Genomic DNA, 23,728 nt, shown 5'->3' with positions numbered 1-23,728 from the left:
GTCCCCGCGCCACGCTAGTTCTTCGGAACCGGCCCGGAAGCACCGGATACGGAGCGGGAGAGATCAGCCTTCCTCGTCTTCCCCCTCCTCTTCCTCTCCCTCCAGCACCTCGCCGAGCATCATGCCGCCGAGAACGCCTGCCGCGGCGCCCGCCACTCCACCGGCGACCGCACCGCCCAGGCCGGAACCGGAGTGCTTCGAACCATGACCGTGGTGACCGTGCCCACCGCCGAAGAAGCCGCCCGAGGACCGCGACACCGCCTGCAACCAGTTCTGGATCTCGGAGGTCCAGTCGGTGTGCAGCGCTTCCTCATGGCTACGGTGGATGCGCCCCAGCACGTCGCCACCGGACGTGAACAGGCCACCCCGCTTGTCCGCCTCCAGCACCACGTCCAGGCTGTCGGGACGTGCCACGAAGGTCAGCTCGATCTCGTTGATACCGCCCGCGAACTGCGGCGGCGCGAAGAACTCGATCTCCTGGTAGAAGGGGTACTGCTGTGCGATGCCGTGCAGCACTCCGTGCTCGACATCGGCGCTTTTCAGCGGTGCGCCCATGTTCAGCAGTGCCTCGATCACCGGCTGCTGCGATGGCAGTGGTTCGACGTGCAGCGGGTCCATGTCGCCGGTGTCCACCGCCTTGGCCACCGCGACCTCGGTGCGAACGCCGAGCCGCATGCCGTGCAGTGGCTGGCCGCGCAGTGCCGTGATCGGTAGTTCCCACGGCAGCGGCAGTTCGAACGGAATCGTGGAGTACTGCTCGGCCTCCAGCGTGAACTCCCCGCTCACCGTGTGACGCTGGAACTCCATCGCCCCCTTGCGGTCGTCGGAGGTTTCCACCTCGGCCACCAGGATCAGGTCGATCCGCTGGATCTCGGCGGTCCCGCTCGCTCCTCCGATGCGGACCTCCCCCGCGACCTGACCGCCCGGTTGGCAAGCCTCCCCCCGCAGCACTGTGTCCACCGAGGGGCCACCGATTCCCACTGCCTGCAACATGCGTTTGAACACCGCGCGATCCCTTCATCGCCGACCGTTTCCGCGACTCCCGCCGGTTCGGGGGGTGCCACGTGCTCTTCACCCGTGCGACGATGCTGCCGCCGATATGGTTTCCGTGTTGGCGTTGCCCGGTTCGATCGTTACCGCATCTTGACTGGAAAGTCCCGTAAGTCCGGAGTCGCCGACGGCGGGCCGACTGTCGATTTCGCGCGAAATCGCCGCGCGGGGTTGAGTGCGAACGCGCTTCGAAGACTCCGCGCCGAGCCGGCTCCCGGTGAGCATGGCGGGGGACAACTGAGCACCCGAACGGGACTCCCGGACACGCCGGGAGCCCCGTGTCGCCGCGACACTGTTCACAGTGTTCGCGACAGTGGAGTCCGGTGAACTCCGAATCACTCGGCGAGCTGGTTGATCGCCTGCGCCCAGCGGAAGTACTTGTTGTTGCCCAGGTCCCTGATCGTGCGGATGCCGAAGGCCTGCTCCAGCTGTTCGGCGTCGCTTTCGCTGACTCCCTGCAGTGCCGCCACGGGAGCATCGGGAAGCTCGCTGAGCGGCTTGCCCTCGTAAGCCTTGACGAGCTTGTCTTCGATGTCGGTCATCCGGTTCCTTTCGGCGCGTCGTGTCGCGTGTGCCAACTCCCCTCATGTGTGTGCTTATCACGCAGCGAAGCCGGGTGAACACGGCAATGTTGATCTTCTCACTGGTGCTTTCGCCCGATATGGGGTTTTCGCTATGCTCTCCCGGAAGTCGCGGGGATCGTCACTCCGCCACTTCCAGGAAGGTTCGTTCCCCAGGGCTGACGCGGGCGTTGCCGCCCGCCGCTTCGTCGATCCAGCGCTCGAAGGCGGTGGTGTCCGGTTCCGGCACCGCCACGTCGAACTCCACGAGAGCCCCGTAACGCGTGTCCGCGGGTTCGTACCCGGCAGCGCGCAGCTCGTTGTCCAGCCTTCCAGCGGTGGAGTGATCCACGGCGATCGAAACCACCCGGGCGGGCTCCCGCCGGACCAGCCCGACCTCTTCCAGTGCTCGGCCGGTGGCCGTGCCGTACGCGCGGATCAGGCCCCCCGACCCCAGCAGTACGCCGCCGAAATAGCGCACCACCACGGCCGCGGTGTTGGTCAGCTCGTTGTGGTGCAGCGCCCGCAGGATCGGCATCCCGGCGGTTCCGGACGGTTCCCCGTCGTCGTTGGACTTCTGCACCTCGGCGTCGTCGCCCACCACGTAGGCGTAGCAGTGGTGCCTGGCGTCCGGGTGCTCCTTGCGGCATCGCGCCACGAACTCCCGTGCCCGCGACTCGGAATCGACGCGTCGCAGCACGCACAGAAAGCGGGACTTCTTCGCCACGAGCTCTGCCGAACCCGCCTGTCGGATCGTGCGCATGCCCTCCTTCCTACCGGAAACGGGGCGGTGGGGCCCTCCCGCGCCCGAAGCGTCGTGCGGGGCGTCACCGTGAGCTCCAGCAGTGGCGAACCGACTCCGCACGGTGGCTCCGGCCCCGACGGCGGTGGTGACAACGCTCACCCGAAAACCGATGTGATCTCGGGCACGCCCGGTAACCGGCGTTGATAGCACCTGCACACGCTTTCGTGGGTGGATACCGGTGGGAGTGATTTTTCGTGCCGCCAGCCGGGCACGTACCGTCCACTCTCATGGAGCAGTCATCGAGTCCGTTGGAACCAGGCACGAGGGTGCGCGCTTCCTTCGGCCGTTTTCAGGATCAGACGGGAACCGTGGTCGAGGCCGCGACCGGTCTGCCGGACGTCTTCGACGGTCCCGTGCTGTGGGTCCGTTTCGACGGAGACGAGGAGCCCGGCCTGGTCGCGGGCCGCTTCCTCGAACGCGCGGCCTGACCGCGGTAATGGTCGGCCCGCGCGTGCCGGGGCTTTCGGTCGATGATCGTGCTGGTCAACGGATGATCCCGATGTGAGTAATCGTAAGTCCCGTTCCGGTCGAGTTCCGGATAAAATGCACCCGAGGTGCAGCGTTGTAGCGAGGACGGTTCTGCTGGTCGCGCTCCCGCACGTGGGGCGCCGGTGACGAAACGGACGGAGACATGCGGGTTCTGGTCATCGGGGGAGGCTTGGGAGGACTCGCCGTGGCCAAGGGCCTGCTCGACAACGGTCACCGGGTAAGGATCTACGAGCACGCCGAGCGACTTCGGGACGGCGGTGCCGGGGTCACGGTGTGGAGCAACGGAACCGCCGCGTTGCGCGGACTGGGGATCCCGCTGCAAGGCGTCGGACGCCAGCTGCACAGTCTGCGTGCGATGACCGCGACCGGCAGGCTGCTCTGGGAAGCGGATCTGGACGAGGTGACGGAACGCCTCGGATCTCCCACTGTCGAGATCCCTCGGCGGGAGCTGCTGTATCGCATGGCCGAAGCGCTGCCGAGCGACATCTTCCGGTTCGGTAAGCGGTGCGTCGGTGTCCGGGAGTTCGCCGATCACGCCGTGGCCGACTTCGCCGACGGCAGCTCGGAAACCGGTGATGTCGTCGTCGGAGCGGACGGGCAGCGCTCGATGGTGCGCCGCACGGTGCTGGGGGGCGAACCGGCGCGGCCGACCGGCTGGGCGAGCTGGCAGGGTCTGACCCGCAGCGATCTACCGATCGCCTACGGGTACCAGACGCTCAACATCGCGGGACGTGACGGCCACTGTGGGCTCATACCGGCGGGTGAAGGGCTGCTGCACTGGTGGTTCGACATGCCGTGGCGGGACGACCAGGCCGAGTTGACCGTGGCGGATCTGCGGTCCGTTTTCACCGGCTGGCCGGAACCCGTCGAGGAGCTGCTGGCATCGGTGTCCGATGAGGACCTGGGGTTCTTCCCGCACATCCGGCATCAGGTGCCGAAGGTCTGGGGTGGGCCGCGAACCACCCTGATCGGTGACGCGGCGCACGCGATGCCGCCTGCTGTGGCGCAGGCCGCCAACCAGACGATGGAGGACGCCTGGTTGCTCTCCTGCTCACTCGCCCATGACGAAGGAAGACACCCCGAACCGATGTTGCGGGACTACGAGCAGCAGCGCAGGCCCCGGGTCGCCAAGGTTTCGCGCACGGCGGCGCTGACCTCGGCGCAGCGTCGAACCCCGCTGCAGCGCATCGGCAAGTTTCCGCGCTGGATCGCCACTCGCAGCCAGGTGATCTCGCTGCGCTCCGGCAGCAACATACTCCGCGGTCTTACCCCACCCACGGTCTCCGTAGGCGTCGCCTGATCGTTGTCGGCCGCGTGGGTCGCGTGGACGGTCGATTGGCGGAACCTCCGGCACGGCTCTCGCTGCGGGTGCCCCGACATCGGGTAGGTACTACACAACGTCGGGGCCGTCCTCGCGAGAGCCGCACCGGAGAACCCGCGGCAGCGTGGGCTGCGAGAGCGGTGGGAGCGGTGGGAGCGGTGGGAGCTCGGCCCGCGTCGAAGTGGCGTGGGAGGCACACCGGGTGCCTCCCACGGCGGCAGCGCCTCAACCAGGGTGAGCGGCGGCTCACCGCTCGGTCACGCGCCGAAGACGTCCGGGTTGGGCCCGACCCGACCACCGTTGTCCAGCTCGCCGATGGACTTCATGTCGTCCTCGCTGAGCTCGAAGTCGAACAGTTCGAGGTTCTCCCGAACGCGCGACGGCGTGGCGGACTTCGGGATGGTCACGTTGCCCAGCTGGATGTGCCAGCGCAGCACCACCTGTGCCGGGGACTTGCCGTACTTCTCGGCCAGTCCTCGCAGCCGGGAGTCCTCCAGCAGACCCTTGCCCTGCCCGATCGGGCTCCACGCCTCGGTGGCGATGCCGTGCTCGGCGTGGAACGCCCGCAGCTCGGCCTGGGGCAGGTTGGGGTGCAGCTCGATCTGGTTCACCGCGGGGACCACGTTGGTCTCCTCGAACAGCCTGCGCAGGTGCGCGGTGTGGAAGTTCGACACCCCGACGGACTTGGCCCTGCCCTCGGAGTGGAGCTTCTCGAACGCTTGCCAGGTCTGCACGTAGGTGTCCTGACCGGGCATCGGCCAGTGGATCAGGTAGAGATCCACGTAGTCCAGCCCCAGCTTGTTGAGGCTCTCGTCGAACGCGCGGAACGTCTCGTCGTAGCCCTGCCTGTCGTTCCACAGCTTGGTGGTGACGAACAGTTCCTCACGCGGGATGCCCGACTCCGCGATCGCCTTGCCGACGCCTTCCTCGTTGCCGTAGACGGCCGCGGTGTCGATACTGCGATAGCCCGCTTCCAGGGCGGCCCTGACCGGCTCCACGACCTCCTCGGAGGGGATCTGGAAGACGCCGAAACCCAGCTGCGGCATCTTCGCGCCGGTGTTGAGCGTGATGTTCGGAACCTGGCTCATCTGGTGTTCCCTTCACGAATGTCGACTCGTAACACGGCCACCAATCGGACGGCGTCTTATCCCCTTTTCAGGGGAAGCACGCCGTTCCGTGCAACCAGTGGAATCGATCAAGCATTCCCGACCGGGGAGATTGCATCACGAGCGGGGCGGACTCGCCAGGCGCGGCCTCGGCACCCGGCGAGGTGCCCTCGGATCAGTGCGCGTGCGCGGCCCTCGAACTCGTCGAGTCCGCCACTCCCGCTGTTTCTCCGGTGGCGGTACCTGAGCCACCGGAGCGGATCCTGCCACCGGAACGATCCCTGCTACCGGAACGATCGTCGTCGCCGGAGCCGTTCCCGGAACCACGACGGTCGAGCCTGCCGGAGAGCACCGCGAAGCCCAGCCCCACCAGGGCCAGCACCGCTCCGACCCAGCTCGGCGAGATCAGGCCGAATCCGGCGGCGATGACCAGCCCGCCCAGGTAGGCGCCCAGGGAGTTGGCGATGTTGAAAGTGGACTGGATGCTGGCCGAGCCCAGCGAGGGCGCCTCCTTGGCCTGGTCCAGGATCCTGGCCTGGATGCTCGGGATGGCGGCGAAACCGGTGACGCCGACCAGGAACACGTTGACCGCCACCAGCACCGTGTTGTGCGCGGTGAAGGTGAACATCGTCAGGACCACGGCCAGCGCGGTCAGGAAAACGTAGAGCGTACGCATCGGGGAGCGGTCCGCCAGCCTCCCGCCGATCACGGTGCCCAGGGTCATGCCGGTGCCGAACAGCGCGAGCAGCACGGTGGCGGCCAGCGGCGTGTAGCCGCTCACCTGGACGAGCAGCGGCTTGATGTAGCTGTAGAACGAGAACGTGGCCGCGAAGCCGAACACCACCACCGCGAAGGCCAGCCACACCTGCGGGCGCCGGAAGGCCGACAGCTCGCCCCGCACGCTGACCTCGGTCGGTTTGGCCTGGCGCGGGACCAGCGCGCTCACCGCGGCCAGCGCCACCGCTCCGATCAGCGCCACCAGTCCGAAGGTCCAGCGCCAGTCGATCGCCTGGCCGAGCAGCGTGCCCACCGGAACGCCGACGATGTTGGCCACGGTCAGCCCCACGAACATCATCGAGATCGCCCGGCCGCGCTTGTCCCGGCTCACCAGGCTCGCGGCCACGACGGCACCGATGCCGAAGAACGTGCCGTGCGGCAGCCCCGCCACGAACCGGGCCGCCAGCAGCGATTCGTGTGTCGGCGCGATCGCGGACAGCAGGTTGCCCGCGATGAACAACCCCAGCATGCTCAGCAGCATGGTTTTTCTGCGTACGCGCATCCCCGCGATCGTCAGCAGCGGTGCACCGATGACGACCCCCAGTGCGTACAGCGAGATGTAGCCGCCCGCGGCCGAGATCGACACGTTCATGTCGGTGGCGACCTCGGGCAGCAACCCCATCATCACGAATTCCGTGGTACCGATTCCGAATGCCGCGATGGCGAGTGCCAACAGGGCAACAGGCAACGCTTTCTCCTTGCGGTGTAGCGCGGACACGCCGTCAAGTTTCCGGTGGACGCGAACCGGTGTTCCGGCTTCGCGGACGGTCAAGAGTTCGGGAACGGTCGATTGATGCGTGGGCTTCGTTGCCCGATCGGGTGGCGCCTGTTCAAGCGACCCGCACCGCACAACGTTACAGTTCGCGGGGTCTGTTCCTGCATCGATTATGAAAGGCGCCACTTCGGGGCGACGGTGGTTCCACCCGAAAAGAGCAGGCGGGCCACCCGGTGTGTCCGCGACCCTCCCGAAACGACGCCCACGTGACCGGCTCGGCGGTTCCGCGCGGGGGCGGCGCACGCTGTCCGGGTGCGCCGTCGGGCGGTATAGCCTTGTCCGGGCACGGCGTGTGACACCGATGGAGGAGTCGTTCGATGGATGGTGCGCTGTCTGCCGGCTGGGACGGGTGGATAGCGGTCCCGGCCGAACTGGCTCAGGACAACTCCATGAGCCTGCAGGCCAGAGCGGCCTTCACACTCATCCAGGCCAAGGGGCGGGTGCGGTTGAGTGACCTGGCCTCCGCGGGGGCCTCGGATCCCATCGAGATGATCGCCGAGCTGGAGCGCTACGGCTGGTTGACCGGTTCCTCGGCGGAGGCCGGGGTGCAGTGGACCCTGCACGCCCGTGCCGTCGCCCCCGCCGAACGGACCACGTTGGCGAAGGAGGCCACGGCCCCGGTGGCCAGGTCGACGGCCTCGCGGGAAACCGAACGCCCCTCGACGGCGAACACGGGTTCCGGCTCCAACAACGGGTCGGGTGCCAGCAACGGGTCGGGTTCCGGCGGCGGGGCCGGCTCGAACGGCGGGTCCGGCAACACCATGAACACGGAAACCCTGGTTCGGCAGTGGGCCGAGCAGCAGAAGAACCCGATACCCGACCGGATCCTGGAGCGACTGGCGGGCGAGATCAGGGCCAAGCGCGAGATGTCGCCGCTGGCCAACACCGGAGACCTCATCGCGGCGCTCAACATCTGGCGCGACAAGAAGACCTCGCCGAGCAGGTTCTCCGAGTGCTACGGGGAAGCGCTGCAGCGTTCGGCGCGGGACGTCTACGACGGCTCCTCGCCGAACACCGCCGTGGCCAAGGAACCACCGGCCGAGCGTGCGAGCCCGCGACCACGGCACCTCTCACTGCCGGAGTCCAAGGAGAAGGCGGTCGGCGCGTCCACCCGCCCCCTGCCGGGGCACTGTGGTAATGCCGGGTGCGACAGCGGTTACATCGAGCAGAGCGACGGGAAGCTGCGCAAGTGCCCCGACTGTCTGCCGGAACCGGCCTTCGGGCGTCGAGCCTTCGACCTGCCCAGGCAGGCGCACTACGTCGCCGCCCAGAACAAGCGGCGGATGCGAGAGAAGGTCGAGCACGACCAACCCGAGAACGGCTCGGTCATCGACATCGACGGCCCGCAGGACGAGGAGGAAGCCTGATGGAAACCTACGAACTCCCCGAACTGTTCCAACTCGCCGCGAGTTACGACAGGTCGTTCGAGGGGTTCGCCTACCCCAAGACCGAGCAGCAGCAGGGCAAGGCCGATCTGACCGCGGAGTCGTGGGCGGCGGCGCTGGGAGACGTCCCCGCCGACTTCGCCAAGTCCGTGGTGGTGGAGCACTACCGCAGGAACTCGGTGTCGATTTCCACCAGCGTGATCCACCGGGAGTGGGTGGAGTACCGCAACCAGCAGATCCAGAAGGCCGAGAGCGCGGAGATCAAGTCCAAGCCCCGTCCCTCCGCGGCCGAGTCGCTGCGTGGTTGGGAACGGGCCACCGCCGCGCTGCTGGAGGCCAAGGGGCAGGATCCCGACGAGGCGATTCAGGACATCAAGGCCCGGCGGCAGGTGCTGCAGGTCAAGTGTCCGGTGTGCCGGGCTTCGCCGGGTAAGGGCTGTGTCTCCAGCACCGGCAACAAGGTGCAGCCGTTGTCCAACAACAGGTCGCACCCCTCCCGTTTCGAGGAAGCCGGGGTGGAGATGCCGGCGCCGAGCGCGGTGGGCGAGGAGCAGGATTCCGAGGAGGCGGCACCGGAACGCGGTTGACCACCGGGAGCGACGGACGCGGAAACGCCTCGTGGTTCGAAGTGTTCACTCCTCGCGGCGCCCGGACCTGGGGCCGGTGACGTGGGCCTCCAGCTCCATGCGCTCCGACATGTGCGGGTAGTGCAGTTCGAAGGCGGGCCGGTTGGAGCGGATCCGGGGCAGCTCGTAGAAGTTGTGCCGCGGCGGCGGGCAGGAGGTCGCCCACTCCAGCGAGTTGCCGTGCCCCCAGGGGTCGTCCACGTGGACCCGCGCGCCGTACCGGTAGCTCTTGAACACGTTGTACAGGAACGGCAGCATCGAGGCTCCCAGCAGGAACGCCCCGGCGCTGGAGATCACGTTGAGCGTGGTGAACCCGTCGGTCGGCAGGTAGTCGGCGTAGCGCCGGGGCATCCCCTCGTTGCCCAGCCAGTGCTGCACCAGGAACGTGGCGTGGAAGCCGATGAAGGTCAGCCAGAAGTGCGCCTTCGCCAGCCGTTCGTCCATCATCCGGCCGGTCATCTTGGGGAACCAGAAGTAGATGCCCGCGAACACCGCGAACACGATCGTGCCGAACAGCACGTAGTGGAAGTGCGCCACCACGAAGTAGGTGTCCGAGACGTGGAAGTCCAGTGGTGGGGAGGCCAGCAGCACACCGGTCAGCCCGCCGAACAGGAAAGTGATCAGGAAGCCGACGCTGAACAGCATCGGTGACTCGAAGGTCAGCTGTCCGCGCCACATGGTGCCGATCCAGTTGAAGAACTTGATTCCGGTGGGCACCGCGATCAGGAACGTGGTGAAGGAGAAGAACGGCAGCAGCACCGCCCCGGTGACGAACATGTGGTGGGCCCAGACGACCACGGACAGGAACCCGATGGTCCAGGTCGCGTACACCAGTCCGGTGTAGCCGAACAGCGGCTTGCGGGAGAACACCGGCAGAATCTCGGTGATGATCCCGAAGAACGGCAGCGCGACGATGTAGACCTCGGGGTGACCGAAGAACCAGAACAGGTGCTGCCACAGCACCGCGCCGCCGTTGGCCGGGTCGAACACGTGGGCACCGAGGTGCCGGTCGGCCAGCAGCCCGAACAGCGCGGCGGTCAGGATCGGGAACGCCATCAGGATCAGCACGCTGGTGACCAGGATGTTCCACGTGAAGATCGGCATCCGCCACATCGTCATGCCGGGCGCGCGCATGCAGACCACCGAAGTGATCATGTTGACCGCGCCGAGGATCGTGCCCAGGCCGGAGACGATCAGCCCGGTGATCCACAGGTTGCCCCCGATTCCTTCGTTGAACTCCGACAGCGGTGGGTAGCCGGTCCAGCCGAAGTCGGCCGCGCCGTCCGGGGCGACGAACCCCGCGATCACGGTTATCCCGCCGAACAGGAACAACCAGTAGGACAGCGCGTTCAGCCTGGGAAAGGCCACATCCGGCGCGCCGATCTGCAGTGGAAGTATCACGTTGGCGAACCCGAACAGGATCGGTGTGGCGAACAGCAGCAGCATGATCGTGCCGTGCATGGTGAACAGCTGGTTGTACTGCTCCTGCGAGATCACCTGGATACCGGGCGCGGCGAGTTCGGCGCGGATGAACATCGCCATCAGCCCGCCGATCAGGAAGAACGCGAAGGCCGTGGCGAGGTAGAGCATGCCGATTCGTTTCGGATCGGTGGTGTGGGTCAGCGCGACCAGCACCGAACCCTTCCTGGCCCGCTGTCGGCCGGATGCGCGCGTCGGGACGGGTGTGGGCTGTGTCTCGGGCGTAGCCATCCTGCCTGCCTCCCTCGGCTCGGCGGCCGAACCCGTCCAGTCTTGCGCCGCTGTCGTCACCTCGCAAAACGTGTTCTTAACCCGATGGGTTGATGTTGGTGCGTTCCGGGAGCCATGCTGCGAGTGGGGAGTGTTGTCACCGGTGTGTGAGCGACGGGCGGCCCGCCACTGGTTCACGCCGTGGGGCACGCGAGGCGACGGATCGGCGAACGGGTCCGTGGCTCGACTCGGCTGGGCCCTCTTCCGGCGAGTCCGGGACTCGTGTGAGGTCGGGTTCCGCATGGGGCCGGGCACCGGTTGTGAAACGAATTCCGAGAAGGGCGAGGTTATCGCAGTGGCTCTGACCCTGGGCGACGGTCCGCTCACCAGCAGGCCGCCGGAAACGGTGAACTACCGCATCGACGGTCCCGCGCACCGACTGCTCTGGCAGGACTTCCCGCGGCGCGTGCGGGCGCGGTTCGCGGGCGAGACCGTGCTGGACAGCTCGCGGGGCAAGTTGTTGCACGAGAGCAACCTGCTGCCGCGGCTCTACGTGCCGGTCGAGGACGTCCGCGCGGAGTTGCTCGAACCGAGCACGCGGCACACGCACTGCCCGTTCAAGGGTGATGCCGAGTACCACTCGGTGCGGGTGGGCGATCGGGTCGCGGAGAGCGCGGTGTGGCGGTATCCCGATCCCGTCGAGGACGCGTCCTGGCTGGCCGGGCACCTGTCCGTCAGCTGGGAGGCGATGGACCAGTGGCTGGACGAGGAAGAGGAGGTGCTCGGGCACCTCCGCGATCCCTACCACCGGGTGGACGTCCGGGAGACCGCACGTCACGTCCGGGTGAGCAGTGGCGGTGTGGTGCTGGCCGAGAGCGGCCGGGCCAAGCTGCTGTCCGAGACGGGACTGCCCAACCGGTTCTACCTGCCCGCCGAGGACGTGCGCACCGAGCTGCTGGAGACCAGCGCCACGACCACGGTCTGCCCCTACAAGGGGACCGCCACTTATCGTTCGGTGCGTGGCGAGGGCCTGGACCTGCCGGACGCGGTGTTCCGCTACGAGGACCCGCTGCCGGAGTCGGCCGGGATAGCGGGACGGTACTGCTTCCTGGCGGAGGGTGTGACGACCACGGTGGACGGCACCCCGGTTTCCTGAGATCCGGTCTCCCGAAGTCCGATCCCCGAGGCCGGGTCCCTCGGGTTCCGGGTCCCTCGGGTTCCGGGTCCCTCGGGTTCCGGGTCCCTCGGGATCCGGCCAACCGGCTCCCGGTCAACTGGGTTCCGGCCAACCGGGAGCCGGTCGACCGGAGCCCGGAGCGCCACCGTCACGCCCCGTCGGCTTCGTCTCCGCCCCGCCGGTCGACCAGCAGCGCGTTCATCGCCATCCGGTGCAGCAGCTCCGACATCCTCGTCGGGTCGAGTCGCGCGCTGTGCGGGGTGGAGTTGATCAGCCCGAGCACCGCGTGGGCGGAGGCGCGCGCGGTGTGCTCGGAGAGGTCGGGGCGGCACTGCAGCAGGGTCTCGACCCAGACCTCGACGTAGCCGCGCTGCAACTCCCGGACCCGGTGGCGGTCGGGCTCGGCGAGGCTGTCCAGGTCGCGCAGGTGCACCGTGATCAGTGCCGAGTTCGTCAGCGCGAACTCCACGTGCCAGGCGACCAGGGATTCGAGCGCGGTGCTCGGGTCGGGGGTGTTCACCGTTCTGGCCCGTCCGCCGTGGAGCAGCCGTTCGCTGATGCCGGTCAGCATCTCACCGAGCATCGCGTCCTTGCCCCGGAAGTGCCGATACAGCGCGGGTCCGGAGATTCCTACAGCCGCGCCGATGTCGTCTATGCCGACCCCGTGGAACCCGTATCTGGCGAACAGTTCCGCGGCCGCGCTCAGGAGCTGTTCGCGTCTGGACGGGGCACCGCCACGTCCGGTTCCGTCGGGGACATCGTTCGTCATCGGCTCCGATACTAGACGAATCTGGTTAGTCAGCGTTAACATCGCTACGTTAACGATCATTAACTACATTGGTCGTGCCGGTGGTGCCGATCGGCCTCTCCCGGCGCGGCCGCGCCCGAACGGAAGGTACGGGTAGCGAGATGGATGCACCGGTGCTGTCCACCAACGTGGACCCCGCGGCCGAGTCCTACGAGCGTTACGCCTCGGAACACACCGCACTCGTGGCTGACCTCAACACCCGCCTCGAACAGGTCCGGGCGGGCGGTCCGGAGAAGACCAGGCGCCGTCACGTCGAACGCGGCAAACTGCTGCCGCGCGACCGGGTGGAAACGCTGCTGGACCGCGGTTCCCCGTTGCTGGAGCTGTCCCCGATGGCCGCCCACGGGCTCTACGACGACGAGGCCCCCGCGGCGGGAATCATCACCGGCATCGGAAGGATATCCGGCCGGGAGTGCGTGATCGTCGCCAACGACGCCACGGTCAAGGGCGGTACCTACTACCCGATCACCGTCAAGAAGCACCTGCGTGCTCAGGAAGTGGCACTGCACAACAACCTGCCCTGCGTCTACCTCGTCGACTCCGGCGGTGCCTTCCTGCCGAAGCAGGACGAGGTCTTCCCGGACCGGGAGCACTTCGGCCGGATCTTCTACAACCAGGCGACCATGTCCGCACGCGGCATCCCCCAGATCGCTGCGGTGCTCGGCTCCTGCACCGCCGGTGGCGCCTACGTTCCCGCCATGAGCGACGAGGCCGTGATCGTCCGCGAGCAGGGAACCATCTTCCTGGGCGGTCCCCCGCTGGTGAAGGCCGCGACCGGTGCCGAGGTGACCGCCGAGGAGCTCGGCGGCGGCAGGCTGCACGCCCAGACCTCCGGCGTCACCGACCACCTCGCGGCCGACGACGCCGACGCGCTGCGCATGGTGCGCTCCATCGTCAGCACCCTGCCGCCCGCGCCCGAGCGGCCGTGGCGGGTCGCCGAGGTGGAGGCACCCGCCGCCGATCCCGAGCAGCTCTACGGCGTGGTGCCCACCGACAGCCGCACCCCGTACGACGTTCGCGAGGTCATCGCCCGCGTGGTCGACGGCAGCAGGTTCTCGGAGTTCAAGGCCGAGTACGGCACAACGCTGGTGACCGGCTTCGCCCGGATCCACGGTCACCCCGTGGGGATCGTGGCCAACAACGGCATCCTGTTCGGCGAGTCGGCACTCAAGGGAGCCCACTTCGTGCAGCTCTGCGACCGGCGCCGGATACCGCTGGTCTTCCTGCAGAACATCTCCGGGTTCATGGTGGGCAAGGAGTACGAGGCCGGTGGCATCGCCAAGCACGGCGCCAAGATGGTCACCGCCGTGGCCTGCGCCCGCGTTCCCAAGCTGACCGTGGTCATCGGGGGTTCGTTCGGTGCGGGCAACTATTCCATGTGCGGCCGGGCCTACTCCCCGCGGTTCCTGTGGATGTGGCCGAACGCCCGGATCTCGGTGATGGGCGGCGAGCAGGCCGCCTCGGTGCTGGCCACCGTTCGCCGCGACCAGTTCGAGGAACGCGGCGAGCACTGGTCGGCGGCCGACGAGGAGGAGTTCAAGCAGCCGGTGCGGGAGCAGTACGAGCACCAGGGGCACCCCTACTACTCCACGGCCAGGCTGTGGGACGACGGCGTGATCGACCCGAAGCAGACCAGGGACGTGCTCGGGCTTTCGCTGTCGGTGGCGGCGAACGCGCCGCTGGAGCAGGTGGACAACGGCGTGTTCCGCATGTGACCGCGACCACCCGGAAGGCGTGCCGACCGGCGGAGATCCCGCCGACACGACCACGGCCACCCGAACCCCGGTGGCCCCTCGGAGGCAAGGACATGGCCGACAACCAGCCGTCACCAACCCGGCGGGCAGTGAATTCCCAGGCAGCGACTCCACAGGCAGCGACGAACCAGCAGCCGGCGACGAACCAGCAGACAGCGAGCCCACCGGTACGACCCGGGCGGTCGGAGAGCGACTCGTCGGGGGTGCGGCGCTTCGACACCGTGCTGGTCGCCAACCGGGGCGAGATCGCGGTGCGCGTCATCCGCACCCTGCGCGAACTGGGCATCCGCGCGGTCGCGGTCCACAGCGACGCCGACACCACCGCCCGGCACGTCGCCGAGGCCGACGCCGCCGTGCGCATCGGCCCACGTGCGGCGGCAGAGAGCTATCTGAACATCGACCGCGTCATCGAAGCCGCCGTCTCCTGCGGTGCCCAGGCCGTTCACCCCGGCTACGGGTTCCTGTCCGAGAGCGCGGCCTTCGCCGCCGCCTGCGCCGAGGCGGGACTGGTGTTCATCGGCCCCTCGGCGAGCGCCATCGAGTCCATGGGCGACAAGATCAGCGCCAAGCGCACGGTCGCCGAGGCCGGTGTTCCGCTGGTGCCGGGCAGCGCCGAAGAAGGGGCCACGGACGAGGAGCTCCGCCGCGCGGCGCTGGAGACCGGGCTGCCGGTGCTGTTCAAACCATCGGCCGGGGGCGGCGGCAAGGGGATGCGGCTGGTGCACCACGAGCACGAGCTCGACCAGGCCATCACCGCCGCCCGCAGGGAGTCCCGCGCAGCCTTCGGCGACGACACCATGTTCGTGGAGCGGTTCGTGACGCGCCCGCGCCACATCGAGGTGCAGATCCTGGGGGATTCCCACGGCCACGTGGTGCACCTCGGCGAGCGGGAGTGCAGCCTGCAGCGCCGCCACCAGAAGATCATCGAGGAGGCCCCCTCCCCGCTGCTGGACGCCGCGACCAGAGCGCGCATCGGCGGCGCGGCCGTGGACGCCGCCAAAGCGGTCGGATACGTGGGCGCGGGCACGGTTGAGTTCATCGTCTCGGCCGATCGCCCGGACGAGTTCTTCTTCATGGAGATGAACACCCGGCTGCAGGTGGAGCACCCGGTCACCGAACTGGTCACCGTGCTGCCCGAGCGCTCCGGAACCCGACCGGCCGAGGACGGGGCGGGGATCGACCTGGTGGCGTGGCAGGTCCGCGTCGCCGAGGGCGAGCCGTTCCCCTACGAGCAGCACGAGCTGGGCATGACCGGGCACGCCGTCGAGGCCCGCGTCTACGCCGAGGACCCGGCACGCGGTTTCCTGCCCACCGGTGGCGAGATCCTGCACCTCCGCGAACCGGACGGCACCGGTGTCCGGGTGGACTCCGGCATCGCCACGGGCAGCGTGGTCGGCTCCGACTACGACCCGATGCTGGCCAAGGTGATAGCCCACGCACCGAACAGGTCCGAGGCGCTGCGCCGACTCGACGGCGCGCTGGCCGGGACCTCGCTGCTGGGGCCGGTCAGCAACCTGGTCTTCCTGCGCGCCCTGCTGAACCGGCCCGAGGTGCGCTCCGGCGAGCTGGACACCGGGCTGGTCGACCGGGAGCTGGCGAACCTCGTCGGCACCGAAGGGACGCGCGAGCACCCACCGGAAGACGTGCTGATCGCCGCCGCCGCGGCGCTGCTGCTGGCCGAGGAGACCGCTGCCGAGTCCGGCGATCCCTGGGACACGCTGGCCGGTTGGCGGCTCGGCGGGCCGGGGTGGATGAACTGGCGGTTCGCGGTGGACGGTGACCGCACCACGGTGTGGCTCCGGGGCGGTTCCGACGCGGCCGAGGCGGTGGTCGACCCCGGCGGGGAACTCTCGACCCGCCACCGACTGCGCGCCGACCGCAACGGGCGGGTCCTCACGGTCACGCTGGACGACCGAACCCGCCGCTACGACCACGTGGTGCACGAGGACACCGTGCACCTGGCCGCCGGCGGTGCCTACTGGGCGCTGACCGAGCACACCCTGCTGGCCGACGCGGCCCGCGACACCGGCGCCTCCGACGGCGCGGTGGTCAGCCCGATGCCGGGAACCGTACTGGTCAGCAACGTCGAGCCGGAGCAGCGGGTGACGAGCGGACAGCCGCTGTTCGTGGTCGAGGCGATGAAGATGGAGCACACCGTCGTTTCCCCGGTCGACGGCACCGTCACCGAGGTGCGCGTCACGGCCGGACAGACCGTCGATCTGGAACAGTCGCTCGCGGTGGTGACCGCGGACGAGGACACCTCGCGCGGGGAGTGATCCTCCCCCGCGAGTCGAATCGACACGGCACTACCTGCCGTGTCCCGCCCCCCAGGAGGTCGGCATGGTGGACTATCGACTCAACGACGAGCACGAACAGCTGCGGCTGGCCGCGCGTTCCTTCGCCCAGAAGGAAGTGGCACCGGTCATCGGTGAGCACTACGAACGCGAGGAGTTCCCCTACTCCATCGTGGCCGGTATGGGGCAGATGGGGCTGTTCGGGCTGCCCGTGCCCGAGGAGTACGGCGGCATGGGCGGCGACTACCTCGCGCTGTGCGTCGTGCTGGAGGAACTGGCCCGCGTGGACTCCTCGGTGGCGGTGACCCTGGAAGCCGGGGTCTCGCTCGGGGTGATGCCGATCTACCGGTTCGGCGACCAGCGGCAGCGGGAGCGATGGCTGCCCAGGCTGGCCTCCGGCGAGATCCTCGGCGCGTTCGGGCTCACCGAACCGGGTGGCGGTTCCGACGCGGGGGCCACCCGCACCACCGCCGAGCTGCGGGGGTCGGAATGGGTGATCAACGGCTCCAAGGCGTTCATCACCAACTCGGGCACCGACATAACCGGACTCATCACCGTCACCGCCGTCACCGGCACCAAACCCGACGGCCGCAACGAGATCTCCACCATCATCGTCCCCGCCGGAACGCCGGGACTGACCGTGGCGCCCAAGTACTCCAAAGTGGGCTGGAACGCCTCGGACACCCACGAGCTCGCGTTCGACGACTGCCGGGTCCCGGCGGAGAACCTGCTGGGGGAGCGCGGTCGCGGCTACGCGCAGTTCCTGGCCACGCTGACCGAGGGGCGCGTCGCCATCGCCGCGCTCGGCGTGGGGCTGGCGCAGGGCTGCGTGGACGAGTGCTTGCGCTACGTCGAGGAGCGCAGCGCCTTCGGCCGCAGGATCGGTGAGAACCAGGCGATCCAGTTCAAGCTCGCCGACATGGAGCTGCGCACCCACACCGCCAGGCTGGCCTACTACGACGCCGCCGCCCGGATGCTGCGCGGCGAGCCGTACCAGAAGCAGGCGGCGATCGCGAAGCTCGCCTCGTCCAACGCGGCGATGGACAACTCCCGCGACGCCACCCAGATCTTCGGCGGGTACGGCTTCATGAACGAGAGCCCGGTCGGCCGGTTCTACCGGGACGCCAAGATTCTGGAGATCGGTGAGGGAACCAGCGAGGTGCAGCGGATGCTGATCGCGCGGGAGCTCGGGCTGCCCGCCGAGTGAGGCCGGGCGGTCGCCAGGACCGGCGCGGTGAGCTCCGAGGCGGTGAGCTCCGAGGCGGCGGAACAGGAACCTCCGCCAGCGCGTGGCCCCGCCCTGCCGGAATCTGCCAGGATGGTGCCGCTACATTCCCCACGCCTCTCCACGGAAGCGCACTCGGGGGATTTTCGCCGTCCGGCAGCCGGAGGGCATATGTCCCGAAAGAACGATTCCGGGCCGCCGAGCTTTCGGTCTTCGAGTCCTGTCCGCTCCCGCGACTGCCGGAGACCGCTGAGGACACTGAACAGGTCATCCGAACCCGGTCGGCCTATCGTTTCCGATACGTCAGGTGCAGCACGCCGCTGTCGTAGCGCTGCGTTTCCGACAGCGTGAATCGCTGCGGGGAGAACTCACCGTCGAACAGGGGAATCCCCGCCCCGGCCACCACGGGGTGGAGCTTCACGATCAGTTCGTCGATTTCCGAACGCAGGGTGGCGGCGAGTCGCGCTCCACCGCACAGCCAGATCCTCTTCCCGTCCTCGCGTTTGAGTTCGCGGACCGTCTCGACCGGATCGGTCGAGACGATCTCCACGCCCGGGTCGGGAGCCTGGGTTATGGTGCGGGAGAAGACGTAGTGCCGCAGGTGCGGATAGGCATTCGTGACTCCTGCTCGCAGCCCTACCTCGTAGGAGCCGCGGCCTTCGACGACGGTGTCGAACACCTTGTTCGCGGGATGCGTGTTCAGGGCGGTGCGTACCGGCGCCGGGATGATGTCCGGGTAGTCGGCGAAGATCGCCTCCATGTGGCCGCCCTCGGCCACGAAGAAACCGTCCGGGCCCGACGGATCCGACCCGTCCGGGCCGGCGATGAACCCGTCGATCGTTGCTGCCACGAAATAGGTCAGCTGACGCAACCGCACCTTCCCCGGAACAGTGGACTCGGGTCGATCCTACGATCACGGCCGCTGCCGTCGCCTGTCGCACCAGCCGCCACGAGGCGACCCTACACCCCACAGCCACGTGCGAAAGTGCTTTTCGTCGCCGACGGGTTTTTGGATTCAGCTGTTGGAGGCCGGTGGTTACGTTGGCCGCGAGCCATTCCGGCGTCGCCGTTATTACGATGCGACACTGTGGCGGCCGGCACCGCGCCATGCGTTCCCGAACTCGACGGCTATCCGTGGCGACTCGCATGCGGTCGCGCACCGAATCCGCGCGTCGCGCGACCGAATCTCGCATCGCGGCCCATTATTTGTGGAGTGCGCGTACCGGAAAACATCATGCCGAAAAAGGTTCGAAATGTGATAAGATCATTTCTGAATTGAATTGGAGATAATCCTCGAACGGTGAACAGTGACCGGGATGCCGCGCGGCGAGTCATCAGCGATTTGAGGAAAGCGTTGGAAGGAATGTGATATTGATTTCGCGGCTGTGGGCCGAACTGCCCGGTATCAGTCCCGAGCTGGCCGCCGCGGACAGGGCGGCCGTGGAGGACTGGCACGCGGATGAAGCGGATGGTGATTCGGAGGAGGCCGAGGCGGGGGACGACTACCCGGTGCTGTTGCGGCTGGCCGCGTTGGGGTCCTCGTTCGCCACTCGGGTGGACCGGATGAGCGCCTGGCAGCGGGAGCGGTTGCTCGGATGCCTGGAGGAGGTGCTCGTTTCCGGCACCGAGCACGAGCAGAACGCTGTGGCCACCGGATTCCTCGAAGCCCTTGTCAGTGCCTACGATCACCGTGACTTCGACCTGGCGGCCGTCTGGCACGAGCTCGGCGAGGAGTCGCGGCACTACATCAAGCTCTGGAACACGCGAACGAGAGCGGCGGTCCCCTACTGGATGACGTTCCGGGATCCTCCCGAACCACAACCCGCGGGTGCCGCCGTGGCGCTGCTGCGGGAATCCTGCGATCGCCTGGCGAACGCCGACGACCGACTGCTGGGCACGTCAACGGAAACGAGGAGCGCCGAACCCGGATACGACCTGCAGCACCGGGTCGAGAACATGGCCGCCGAGTTCGTCCGCGACTTCCGCGAGATCGACCGATCGAGCCGGGCGAAGGTCTTCGAAGCGTTGGAGAAAGTCGTCCTCGGTGCTCCGGAAGACGACGTCACGGCCATCGCGGAGCGGTTCGTTCCCGCGCTCGTCACGGGCTGCCGACTGGGAGTTTTCCACCCCATGCTGATCCTGAGTGGGTTGGGGGCGCACACGGCTCACTACTTCAACAAAGTCAATGAAGAAATGGAATGGGAGCTGGAGTGATCAGCTGATTTCCACGCAGTGGCCCTTGCTGGTTTCACTGCTCGGGCCGTCCTCGCGAGAGCACGGCGCGGGAGAGCCCGCGGGCGGTCGTGCGGAGACGTGGATTCGACGTGTCCAGTACCGGAAAGGCCCGGTCAGCACGGCGGGAAAATGTCAGTGGGTACGCGCTGCTCGCCGGGATCGTCGCGGATCGCCGATTGACTCACTCGAAGGTGTGACCAGCTGTTTCTACGAGAAGACCCCCGGATCACCGGGGGTCAACCGTGCTATATTTCAAGTGCGACCAAGAAATATAAAGCAGTGCCGAGTGTAGCACGGAATACGCTCCCCGCCGTGTCCGTTCCGGGCAGGTCACGGGTCGGGTGACAAGTCCCGGCTGCGGTTCACAGCCGTCCGATCCCCGGTCAGAGCGGGTGAATTCCGCGCGTCAGGCAACGCAGAATCTAGGCGAACCCGGCTCTGTCGGTCGTAGGCCCTGGCGCTCATGCTCAGCGATCACGCCCACCATCGCGGTCTCGCTGTAACCCCCGGCTCGGCACGGGTGTAACAACCCGCGCGGGGTGAGCTCCGAAGTCACAACTCCGGTATACGGAAGTCGAGCTCACTTCCCCTTCGGTCCCGGGTGAAGTGTGTCTGCTTCGCTCGTGATCGAGGGGGGCTCACAGCCTTACGGGTCCACGCGGTGCCGGAAGCCTCGGCCGAAAACCCCCGCAGCGGTCCCCGCTGCCGGTTCGGAACCTGACGTGCGGGACCGGACGGCGGCTCGCGTCCGGGGTCGGCAGCGGCTGTCGGGGGTTGCCGTCCGGAACTCAGTAGTAGCGGTACTGCCCGTGCGGGATGGTGATCTCGGTCTCGGTTTCCGAGGTGTTGCCGTCCCCGCCACCGTGCTTCGGGCCTTCGGAGAAGGCCGTGGTGGGGTACTCGTCCGGCGTGGGCGGGCCGTCCTGGAACTCGGTGGGAAAGCCCTCGTCGCCGTACTCGTCGCCGTACAGCTCACCCCCGTAGAGTCCCGGGTCCCGCACGTCGTCGGTCTCCTCCTCGGGGCGGGCGTGCGCGGGCCGCTGCTCCTCGCCGCTCGGCCACTCCGGCCGCGGTGATTCCGCGGGCCGCGGCGGTTCCTCCGGGATCTCCTGCAGGTGTTGCAGCACCCAGTCCCGCGCCAGCGCGCTCGGCGACGTGCCCTGCTCGGCCGCCAGCTCCTTGAGCCGTTCGTTGGCCATCAGCGGCAGCCGCAGCTGATGGACCTCGGAGCCGCCGAAGCTGCGTCCGGTCCCGGTCGTCTCCGGATCCGCGTCCGGTGAGAGCGCCGCCAGGTAGGAGTCCAGCTCCTGGTCCGACTCGGCCGACCGCTGTTCCGCGTCGTCGGTACGTTGCCTGCGTCCGCTCTTCGCCCGTCCTAGCACCACCCGGACACGATAACGGTTCCACACCGCAGTGACGGCGGATGTGGGGGCGATCACGGCGTGGCGAAGCCGATCGGGGAGCGACGGGCCCCGTCGTGAGGCCGGTGGGGAGTTCGTGATGCCGCGGTGGCTTTTTCGTGGGGCCGGTTCTCGGCGGGACGAACGAACACAGCGACGGACTCCGGGGAGGGATTCCAAGAGTCGGCCCCCGCGTCGGGGGAAGAGCGCGGGGGCCAACGCAATGCCGATCTCCACAGCTGCTGACCGGGGGTGTGTCAGCGATTCGATTGTGGCACGCCGAGGTGCCCGTTGGGGAGTGTCGCGAGGGTTTTTCGTTTTTGTCCGTTAGGTCCGGGACCACTCGGCCACGGTGTAGCCGGCCTCCTGCACGGCGGCGTCGGCGGCTTCCTTGCTGATCCCGCTTTCCGAGGTGACGGTCACGTCCCCGCTGTCCAGGGAGACCTCGACGTTCGTCACCTCGGGCAGCTCCCCCAGTTCCTCCTGGACCGAGGCGACGCAGTGCTGGCAGGTCATTCCGGCGACCTTGAAGGTTTGCGTGGACATCGCGGCTCCTTCGTGGCGAGTGTCGTTGTCCTCGACCCCGAAAATACCCCAGGGGGGTAAGTGCTCGGGGATGAGCCGGGTCACTGTTGTCCGGTTTCGGGTTGCCGCTGTCCGCGATCGGGAATCCGGTGGGCGCGTTCGGAGTTGTGCCGGATGTGTTTCCCCCTCGGTTGTATAGCAAACACTCTTCGTGTTCGCGAATCACTCCGCAGGGGGCTATGTTTGAAGCCGATGGGTGGATAACCTGCGGCGACACCCTAGTCGGGGAGGGGTTATGGACGGGTCACTCGACGTACGCAAGTTCCTGGCGTTGCAGGACAGAGCTTCCCCCAGGTCCGCGGCCGCCGCGGTTCCGGCGCAGCGCGACGGAGACACCGGCGGGCTCTCTCCCGAGCAGCTGCACCGGGCGCGTCTCGCGGTCGCACGTGGCGCGCGGGATCACGAGGACTGCCGGATGCTGCTGGCGATGCTCGGACTCACCGACGACAACGAGGACTCCGCGCGGGAGGACTGACCACCGCGCTGATCCACTCGGACACGACCGGAACGCGCTGCTCGTTCCGGTGAGGACCGCGCGTCCTGGCGCGCGGGGGTCACGCCGCTCTCTCCCCGGGATTTCGCCGAACGTGCCCCGGGCTCTGGTGAATCCGGCCCCGCGAGACGCACACCCCCCGGTGGAGCGTCTCGCGGGGCATCGGCGGGCGGCCGTGCGGCCACACCGAAAACCTACCCGCGAGTCTCTTTTGGGTGTTCACCAGGTCTCCCCTGTCGTTCGGTCGGCCATCGGGTTCGGTGCGGGTTGGGCCGATGGGATGAAATTTGCCCACGCGCGGTAACTTCAACTCGCAAAGTTGATCATCCGTTCGTGGGTGGCAGCTGTTCGCTCTGTTACTGAGCGTGCTGACTGTTCGTCCGCCGGCACCCGTTGGAGCCGCGTACACATGCCTCAGCAACGTCGTGCCCAACTGACTCGTCACGCGATCGTGGTCGCGGCAGCCGAGGAGTTCGACAGAACGGGTTATGACGCCACCCCGTTGAGCGCGATCCTGCGTCGCGGCGGAATCACCAAGGGGGCGTTCTACTTCCACTTCGCCTCCAAGGAGGAGCTGGCCCTGGCGCTCGTCGAATCGCAGGCGCGGCGCTGGCCCAGAGTGCGTGGCGACTGGCTGCGGCGCGAGCTCGACCCGCTGTCGATCGCGGTGGGGATGCTCAACGAGGCGGCGCGGCTGCTCGAGCGCGACGTCGTGCTCCGCGCCGGGACGGGGCTCGCTCGGCACCGGATCGCCAAGGGCGAGCACATCGATTCCGAGCCGGACTGGGAAGCTCTGCTGCTCGATCTGCTCCGCAGGGCCTCGGCGGGCGGGATGCTGCGGCCCGGAGTGGATCCGGAGGCGGTCGCCCGCGTCGCCTACGCCGGGTTGGTCGGTGCGCGGGTGCTCGGTTCCGGGGCGGGGCCGGGGACTGCCGTGCGGATGGAGGAGACCTGGCGGATCACCTTGCAGGGGGTCGCCAGTCCCGAGTGGTTGAGCAACCGGAAGGCTCGCTGAGCCTTTCGGGCTCCCCGGCGGAGCGGCACGTCCGATTTCCGGTCGATGTTGAGACCGGCGTCACAAAATCGCATCGGGCGGGTGATCGGGGGCTCGATGGGGGTGTTCGGCACTGGCGCGGGGTGGCCCCGGCGTGTCGGACGTCGTGGCTTCGTCGAT

At 68.1% G+C, this 23,728-nt stretch carries 21 protein-coding genes; 11 read left to right on the top strand and 10 right to left on the bottom strand.

What is annotated here, in order from left to right; all coding sequences use genetic code 11:
- Positions 1 to 63 precede the first annotated feature (63 nt).
- The 3 genes from BM394_RS09775 to BM394_RS09765 all read right to left on the bottom strand — a co-directional run bounded on the left by BM394_RS09775 (position 64) and on the right by BM394_RS09765 (position 2,373).
- On the bottom strand, positions 64 to 1,005 hold the full coding sequence (locus BM394_RS09775) for a sporulation protein (RefSeq protein ID WP_175530037.1): 942 nt from the start codon (positions 1,003 to 1,005) through the stop codon (positions 64 to 66).
- Positions 1,006 to 1,385: 380 nt separating this feature from the next.
- On the bottom strand, positions 1,386 to 1,592 hold the full coding sequence (locus tag BM394_RS09770) for a hypothetical protein (protein WP_092976941.1): 207 nt from the start codon (positions 1,590 to 1,592) through the stop codon (positions 1,386 to 1,388).
- Between the two features lie 160 nt (positions 1,593 to 1,752).
- On the bottom strand, positions 1,753 to 2,373 hold the full coding sequence (locus BM394_RS09765) for a YigZ family protein (protein WP_092976938.1): 621 nt from the start codon (positions 2,371 to 2,373) through the stop codon (positions 1,753 to 1,755).
- 269 nt (positions 2,374 to 2,642) lie between these two features.
- Between BM394_RS09765 and BM394_RS09760 the strand changes: the two genes are divergently transcribed.
- Both BM394_RS09760 and BM394_RS09755 read left to right on the top strand, forming a co-directional pair.
- A complete protein-coding gene (locus tag BM394_RS09760; RefSeq protein ID WP_092602537.1) occupies positions 2,643 to 2,843 on the top strand; it encodes a hypothetical protein in 201 nt (66 codons plus the stop codon).
- Between the two features lie 203 nt (positions 2,844 to 3,046).
- Positions 3,047 to 4,204: an FAD-dependent oxidoreductase gene (locus BM394_RS09755; RefSeq protein WP_092976935.1), complete on the top strand. Its 1,158-nt coding sequence runs from the start codon at positions 3,047 to 3,049 to the stop codon at positions 4,202 to 4,204.
- 278 nt (positions 4,205 to 4,482) lie between these two features.
- Here the strand turns inward: BM394_RS09755 and BM394_RS09750 are convergent, their stop codons facing one another.
- Together BM394_RS09750 and BM394_RS09745 are read right to left on the bottom strand one after the other, a co-directional pair.
- Complete coding sequence (locus BM394_RS09750) at positions 4,483 to 5,313, bottom strand: aldo/keto reductase (protein ID WP_092976932.1); 831 nt, start codon at positions 5,311 to 5,313, stop codon at positions 4,483 to 4,485.
- A gap of 193 nt (positions 5,314 to 5,506) precedes the next feature.
- Positions 5,507 to 6,796, bottom strand: a complete 1,290-nt coding sequence (locus BM394_RS09745) for an MFS transporter (protein ID WP_175530052.1) — start codon at positions 6,794 to 6,796, stop codon at positions 5,507 to 5,509.
- Between the two features lie 404 nt (positions 6,797 to 7,200).
- On the opposite strand from BM394_RS09745, the gene BM394_RS09740 reads away from it, so the two are divergent.
- The gene (locus BM394_RS09740) at positions 7,201 to 8,250 is read left to right on the top strand and encodes a hypothetical protein (protein ID WP_092976929.1); all 1,050 of its coding nucleotides are present in this window, start codon (positions 7,201 to 7,203) and stop codon (positions 8,248 to 8,250) included.
- The gene (locus BM394_RS09735; RefSeq protein ID WP_245780078.1) at positions 8,250 to 8,855 is read left to right on the top strand and encodes a zinc finger domain-containing protein; all 606 of its coding nucleotides are present in this window, start codon (positions 8,250 to 8,252) and stop codon (positions 8,853 to 8,855) included. Before BM394_RS09740 ends, BM394_RS09735 begins: the two co-directional genes overlap by 1 nt.
- 45 nt (positions 8,856 to 8,900) lie before the next feature.
- Here the strand turns inward: BM394_RS09735 and ctaD are convergent, their stop codons facing one another.
- Positions 8,901 to 10,604, bottom strand: a complete 1,704-nt coding sequence (ctaD, locus tag BM394_RS09730; protein WP_092976926.1) for an aa3-type cytochrome oxidase subunit I — start codon at positions 10,602 to 10,604, stop codon at positions 8,901 to 8,903.
- A 334-nt stretch (positions 10,605 to 10,938) separates the two neighbouring features.
- On the opposite strand from ctaD, the gene BM394_RS09725 reads away from it, so the two are divergent.
- Positions 10,939 to 11,739 carry a DUF427 domain-containing protein gene (locus tag BM394_RS09725; RefSeq protein WP_092977221.1) on the top strand — a complete coding sequence of 267 codons (801 nt, stop codon included), beginning with the start codon at positions 10,939 to 10,941 and terminating at the stop codon, positions 11,737 to 11,739.
- Between the two features lie 169 nt (positions 11,740 to 11,908).
- On the opposite strand, the gene BM394_RS09720 is transcribed toward BM394_RS09725, so the two are convergent.
- Positions 11,909 to 12,529: an SACE_7040 family transcriptional regulator gene (locus BM394_RS09720; protein ID WP_092976923.1), complete on the bottom strand. Its 621-nt coding sequence runs from the start codon at positions 12,527 to 12,529 to the stop codon at positions 11,909 to 11,911.
- A gap of 140 nt (positions 12,530 to 12,669) precedes the next feature.
- On the opposite strand from BM394_RS09720, the gene BM394_RS09715 reads away from it, so the two are divergent.
- The 3 genes from BM394_RS09715 to BM394_RS09705 all read left to right on the top strand — a co-directional run bounded on the left by BM394_RS09715 (position 12,670) and on the right by BM394_RS09705 (position 17,823).
- Positions 12,670 to 14,283 (top strand): carboxyl transferase domain-containing protein, encoded by a 1,614-nt coding sequence (locus BM394_RS09715; RefSeq protein WP_092977220.1) that lies wholly within the window; start codon positions 12,670 to 12,672, stop codon positions 14,281 to 14,283.
- Positions 14,284 to 14,375: 92 nt separating this feature from the next.
- Positions 14,376 to 16,598, top strand: coding sequence for an ATP-binding protein (locus BM394_RS09710; protein ID WP_092976920.1), 2,223 nt, complete (start codon positions 14,376 to 14,378; stop codon positions 16,596 to 16,598).
- A 64-nt stretch (positions 16,599 to 16,662) separates the two neighbouring features.
- Positions 16,663 to 17,823 carry an acyl-CoA dehydrogenase family protein gene (locus BM394_RS09705; RefSeq protein ID WP_092976917.1) on the top strand — a complete coding sequence of 387 codons (1,161 nt, stop codon included), beginning with the start codon at positions 16,663 to 16,665 and terminating at the stop codon, positions 17,821 to 17,823.
- Between the two features lie 304 nt (positions 17,824 to 18,127).
- On the opposite strand, the gene BM394_RS09700 is transcribed toward BM394_RS09705, so the two are convergent.
- On the bottom strand, positions 18,128 to 18,712 hold the full coding sequence (locus tag BM394_RS09700; protein ID WP_092977219.1) for a dihydrofolate reductase family protein: 585 nt from the start codon (positions 18,710 to 18,712) through the stop codon (positions 18,128 to 18,130).
- 494 nt (positions 18,713 to 19,206) lie between these two features.
- Between BM394_RS09700 and BM394_RS09695 the strand changes: the two genes are divergently transcribed.
- On the top strand, positions 19,207 to 20,055 hold the full coding sequence (locus BM394_RS09695; RefSeq protein ID WP_217643423.1) for a hypothetical protein: 849 nt from the start codon (positions 19,207 to 19,209) through the stop codon (positions 20,053 to 20,055).
- Between the two features lie 809 nt (positions 20,056 to 20,864).
- Here BM394_RS09695 and BM394_RS09690 read toward each other — a convergent pair.
- Both BM394_RS09690 and BM394_RS09685 read right to left on the bottom strand, forming a co-directional pair.
- On the bottom strand, positions 20,865 to 21,461 hold the full coding sequence (locus tag BM394_RS09690) for a hypothetical protein (RefSeq protein ID WP_092977218.1): 597 nt from the start codon (positions 21,459 to 21,461) through the stop codon (positions 20,865 to 20,867).
- Positions 21,462 to 21,803: 342 nt separating this feature from the next.
- A complete protein-coding gene (locus BM394_RS09685) occupies positions 21,804 to 22,022 on the bottom strand; it encodes a heavy-metal-associated domain-containing protein (protein WP_092977217.1) in 219 nt (72 codons plus the stop codon).
- Between the two features lie 274 nt (positions 22,023 to 22,296).
- On the opposite strand from BM394_RS09685, the gene BM394_RS09680 reads away from it, so the two are divergent.
- Positions 22,297 to 22,536, top strand: coding sequence for a hypothetical protein (locus BM394_RS09680; protein WP_092976910.1), 240 nt, complete (start codon positions 22,297 to 22,299; stop codon positions 22,534 to 22,536).
- A 427-nt stretch (positions 22,537 to 22,963) separates the two neighbouring features.
- Positions 22,964 to 23,569, top strand: a complete 606-nt coding sequence (locus BM394_RS09675; protein ID WP_092976907.1) for a ScbR family autoregulator-binding transcription factor — start codon at positions 22,964 to 22,966, stop codon at positions 23,567 to 23,569.
- The last annotated feature ends 159 nt before the right edge of the window (positions 23,570 to 23,728 follow it).

This window comes from Actinopolyspora lacussalsi subsp. righensis (assembly GCF_900116555.1).
GTDB classification, from domain to species: Bacteria; Actinomycetota; Actinomycetes; order Mycobacteriales; family Pseudonocardiaceae; genus Actinopolyspora; species Actinopolyspora lacussalsi.
The sequence above is the reverse complement of the archived record's forward strand: the minus strand, read 5'-3'. Positions and strand labels throughout refer to the sequence as shown.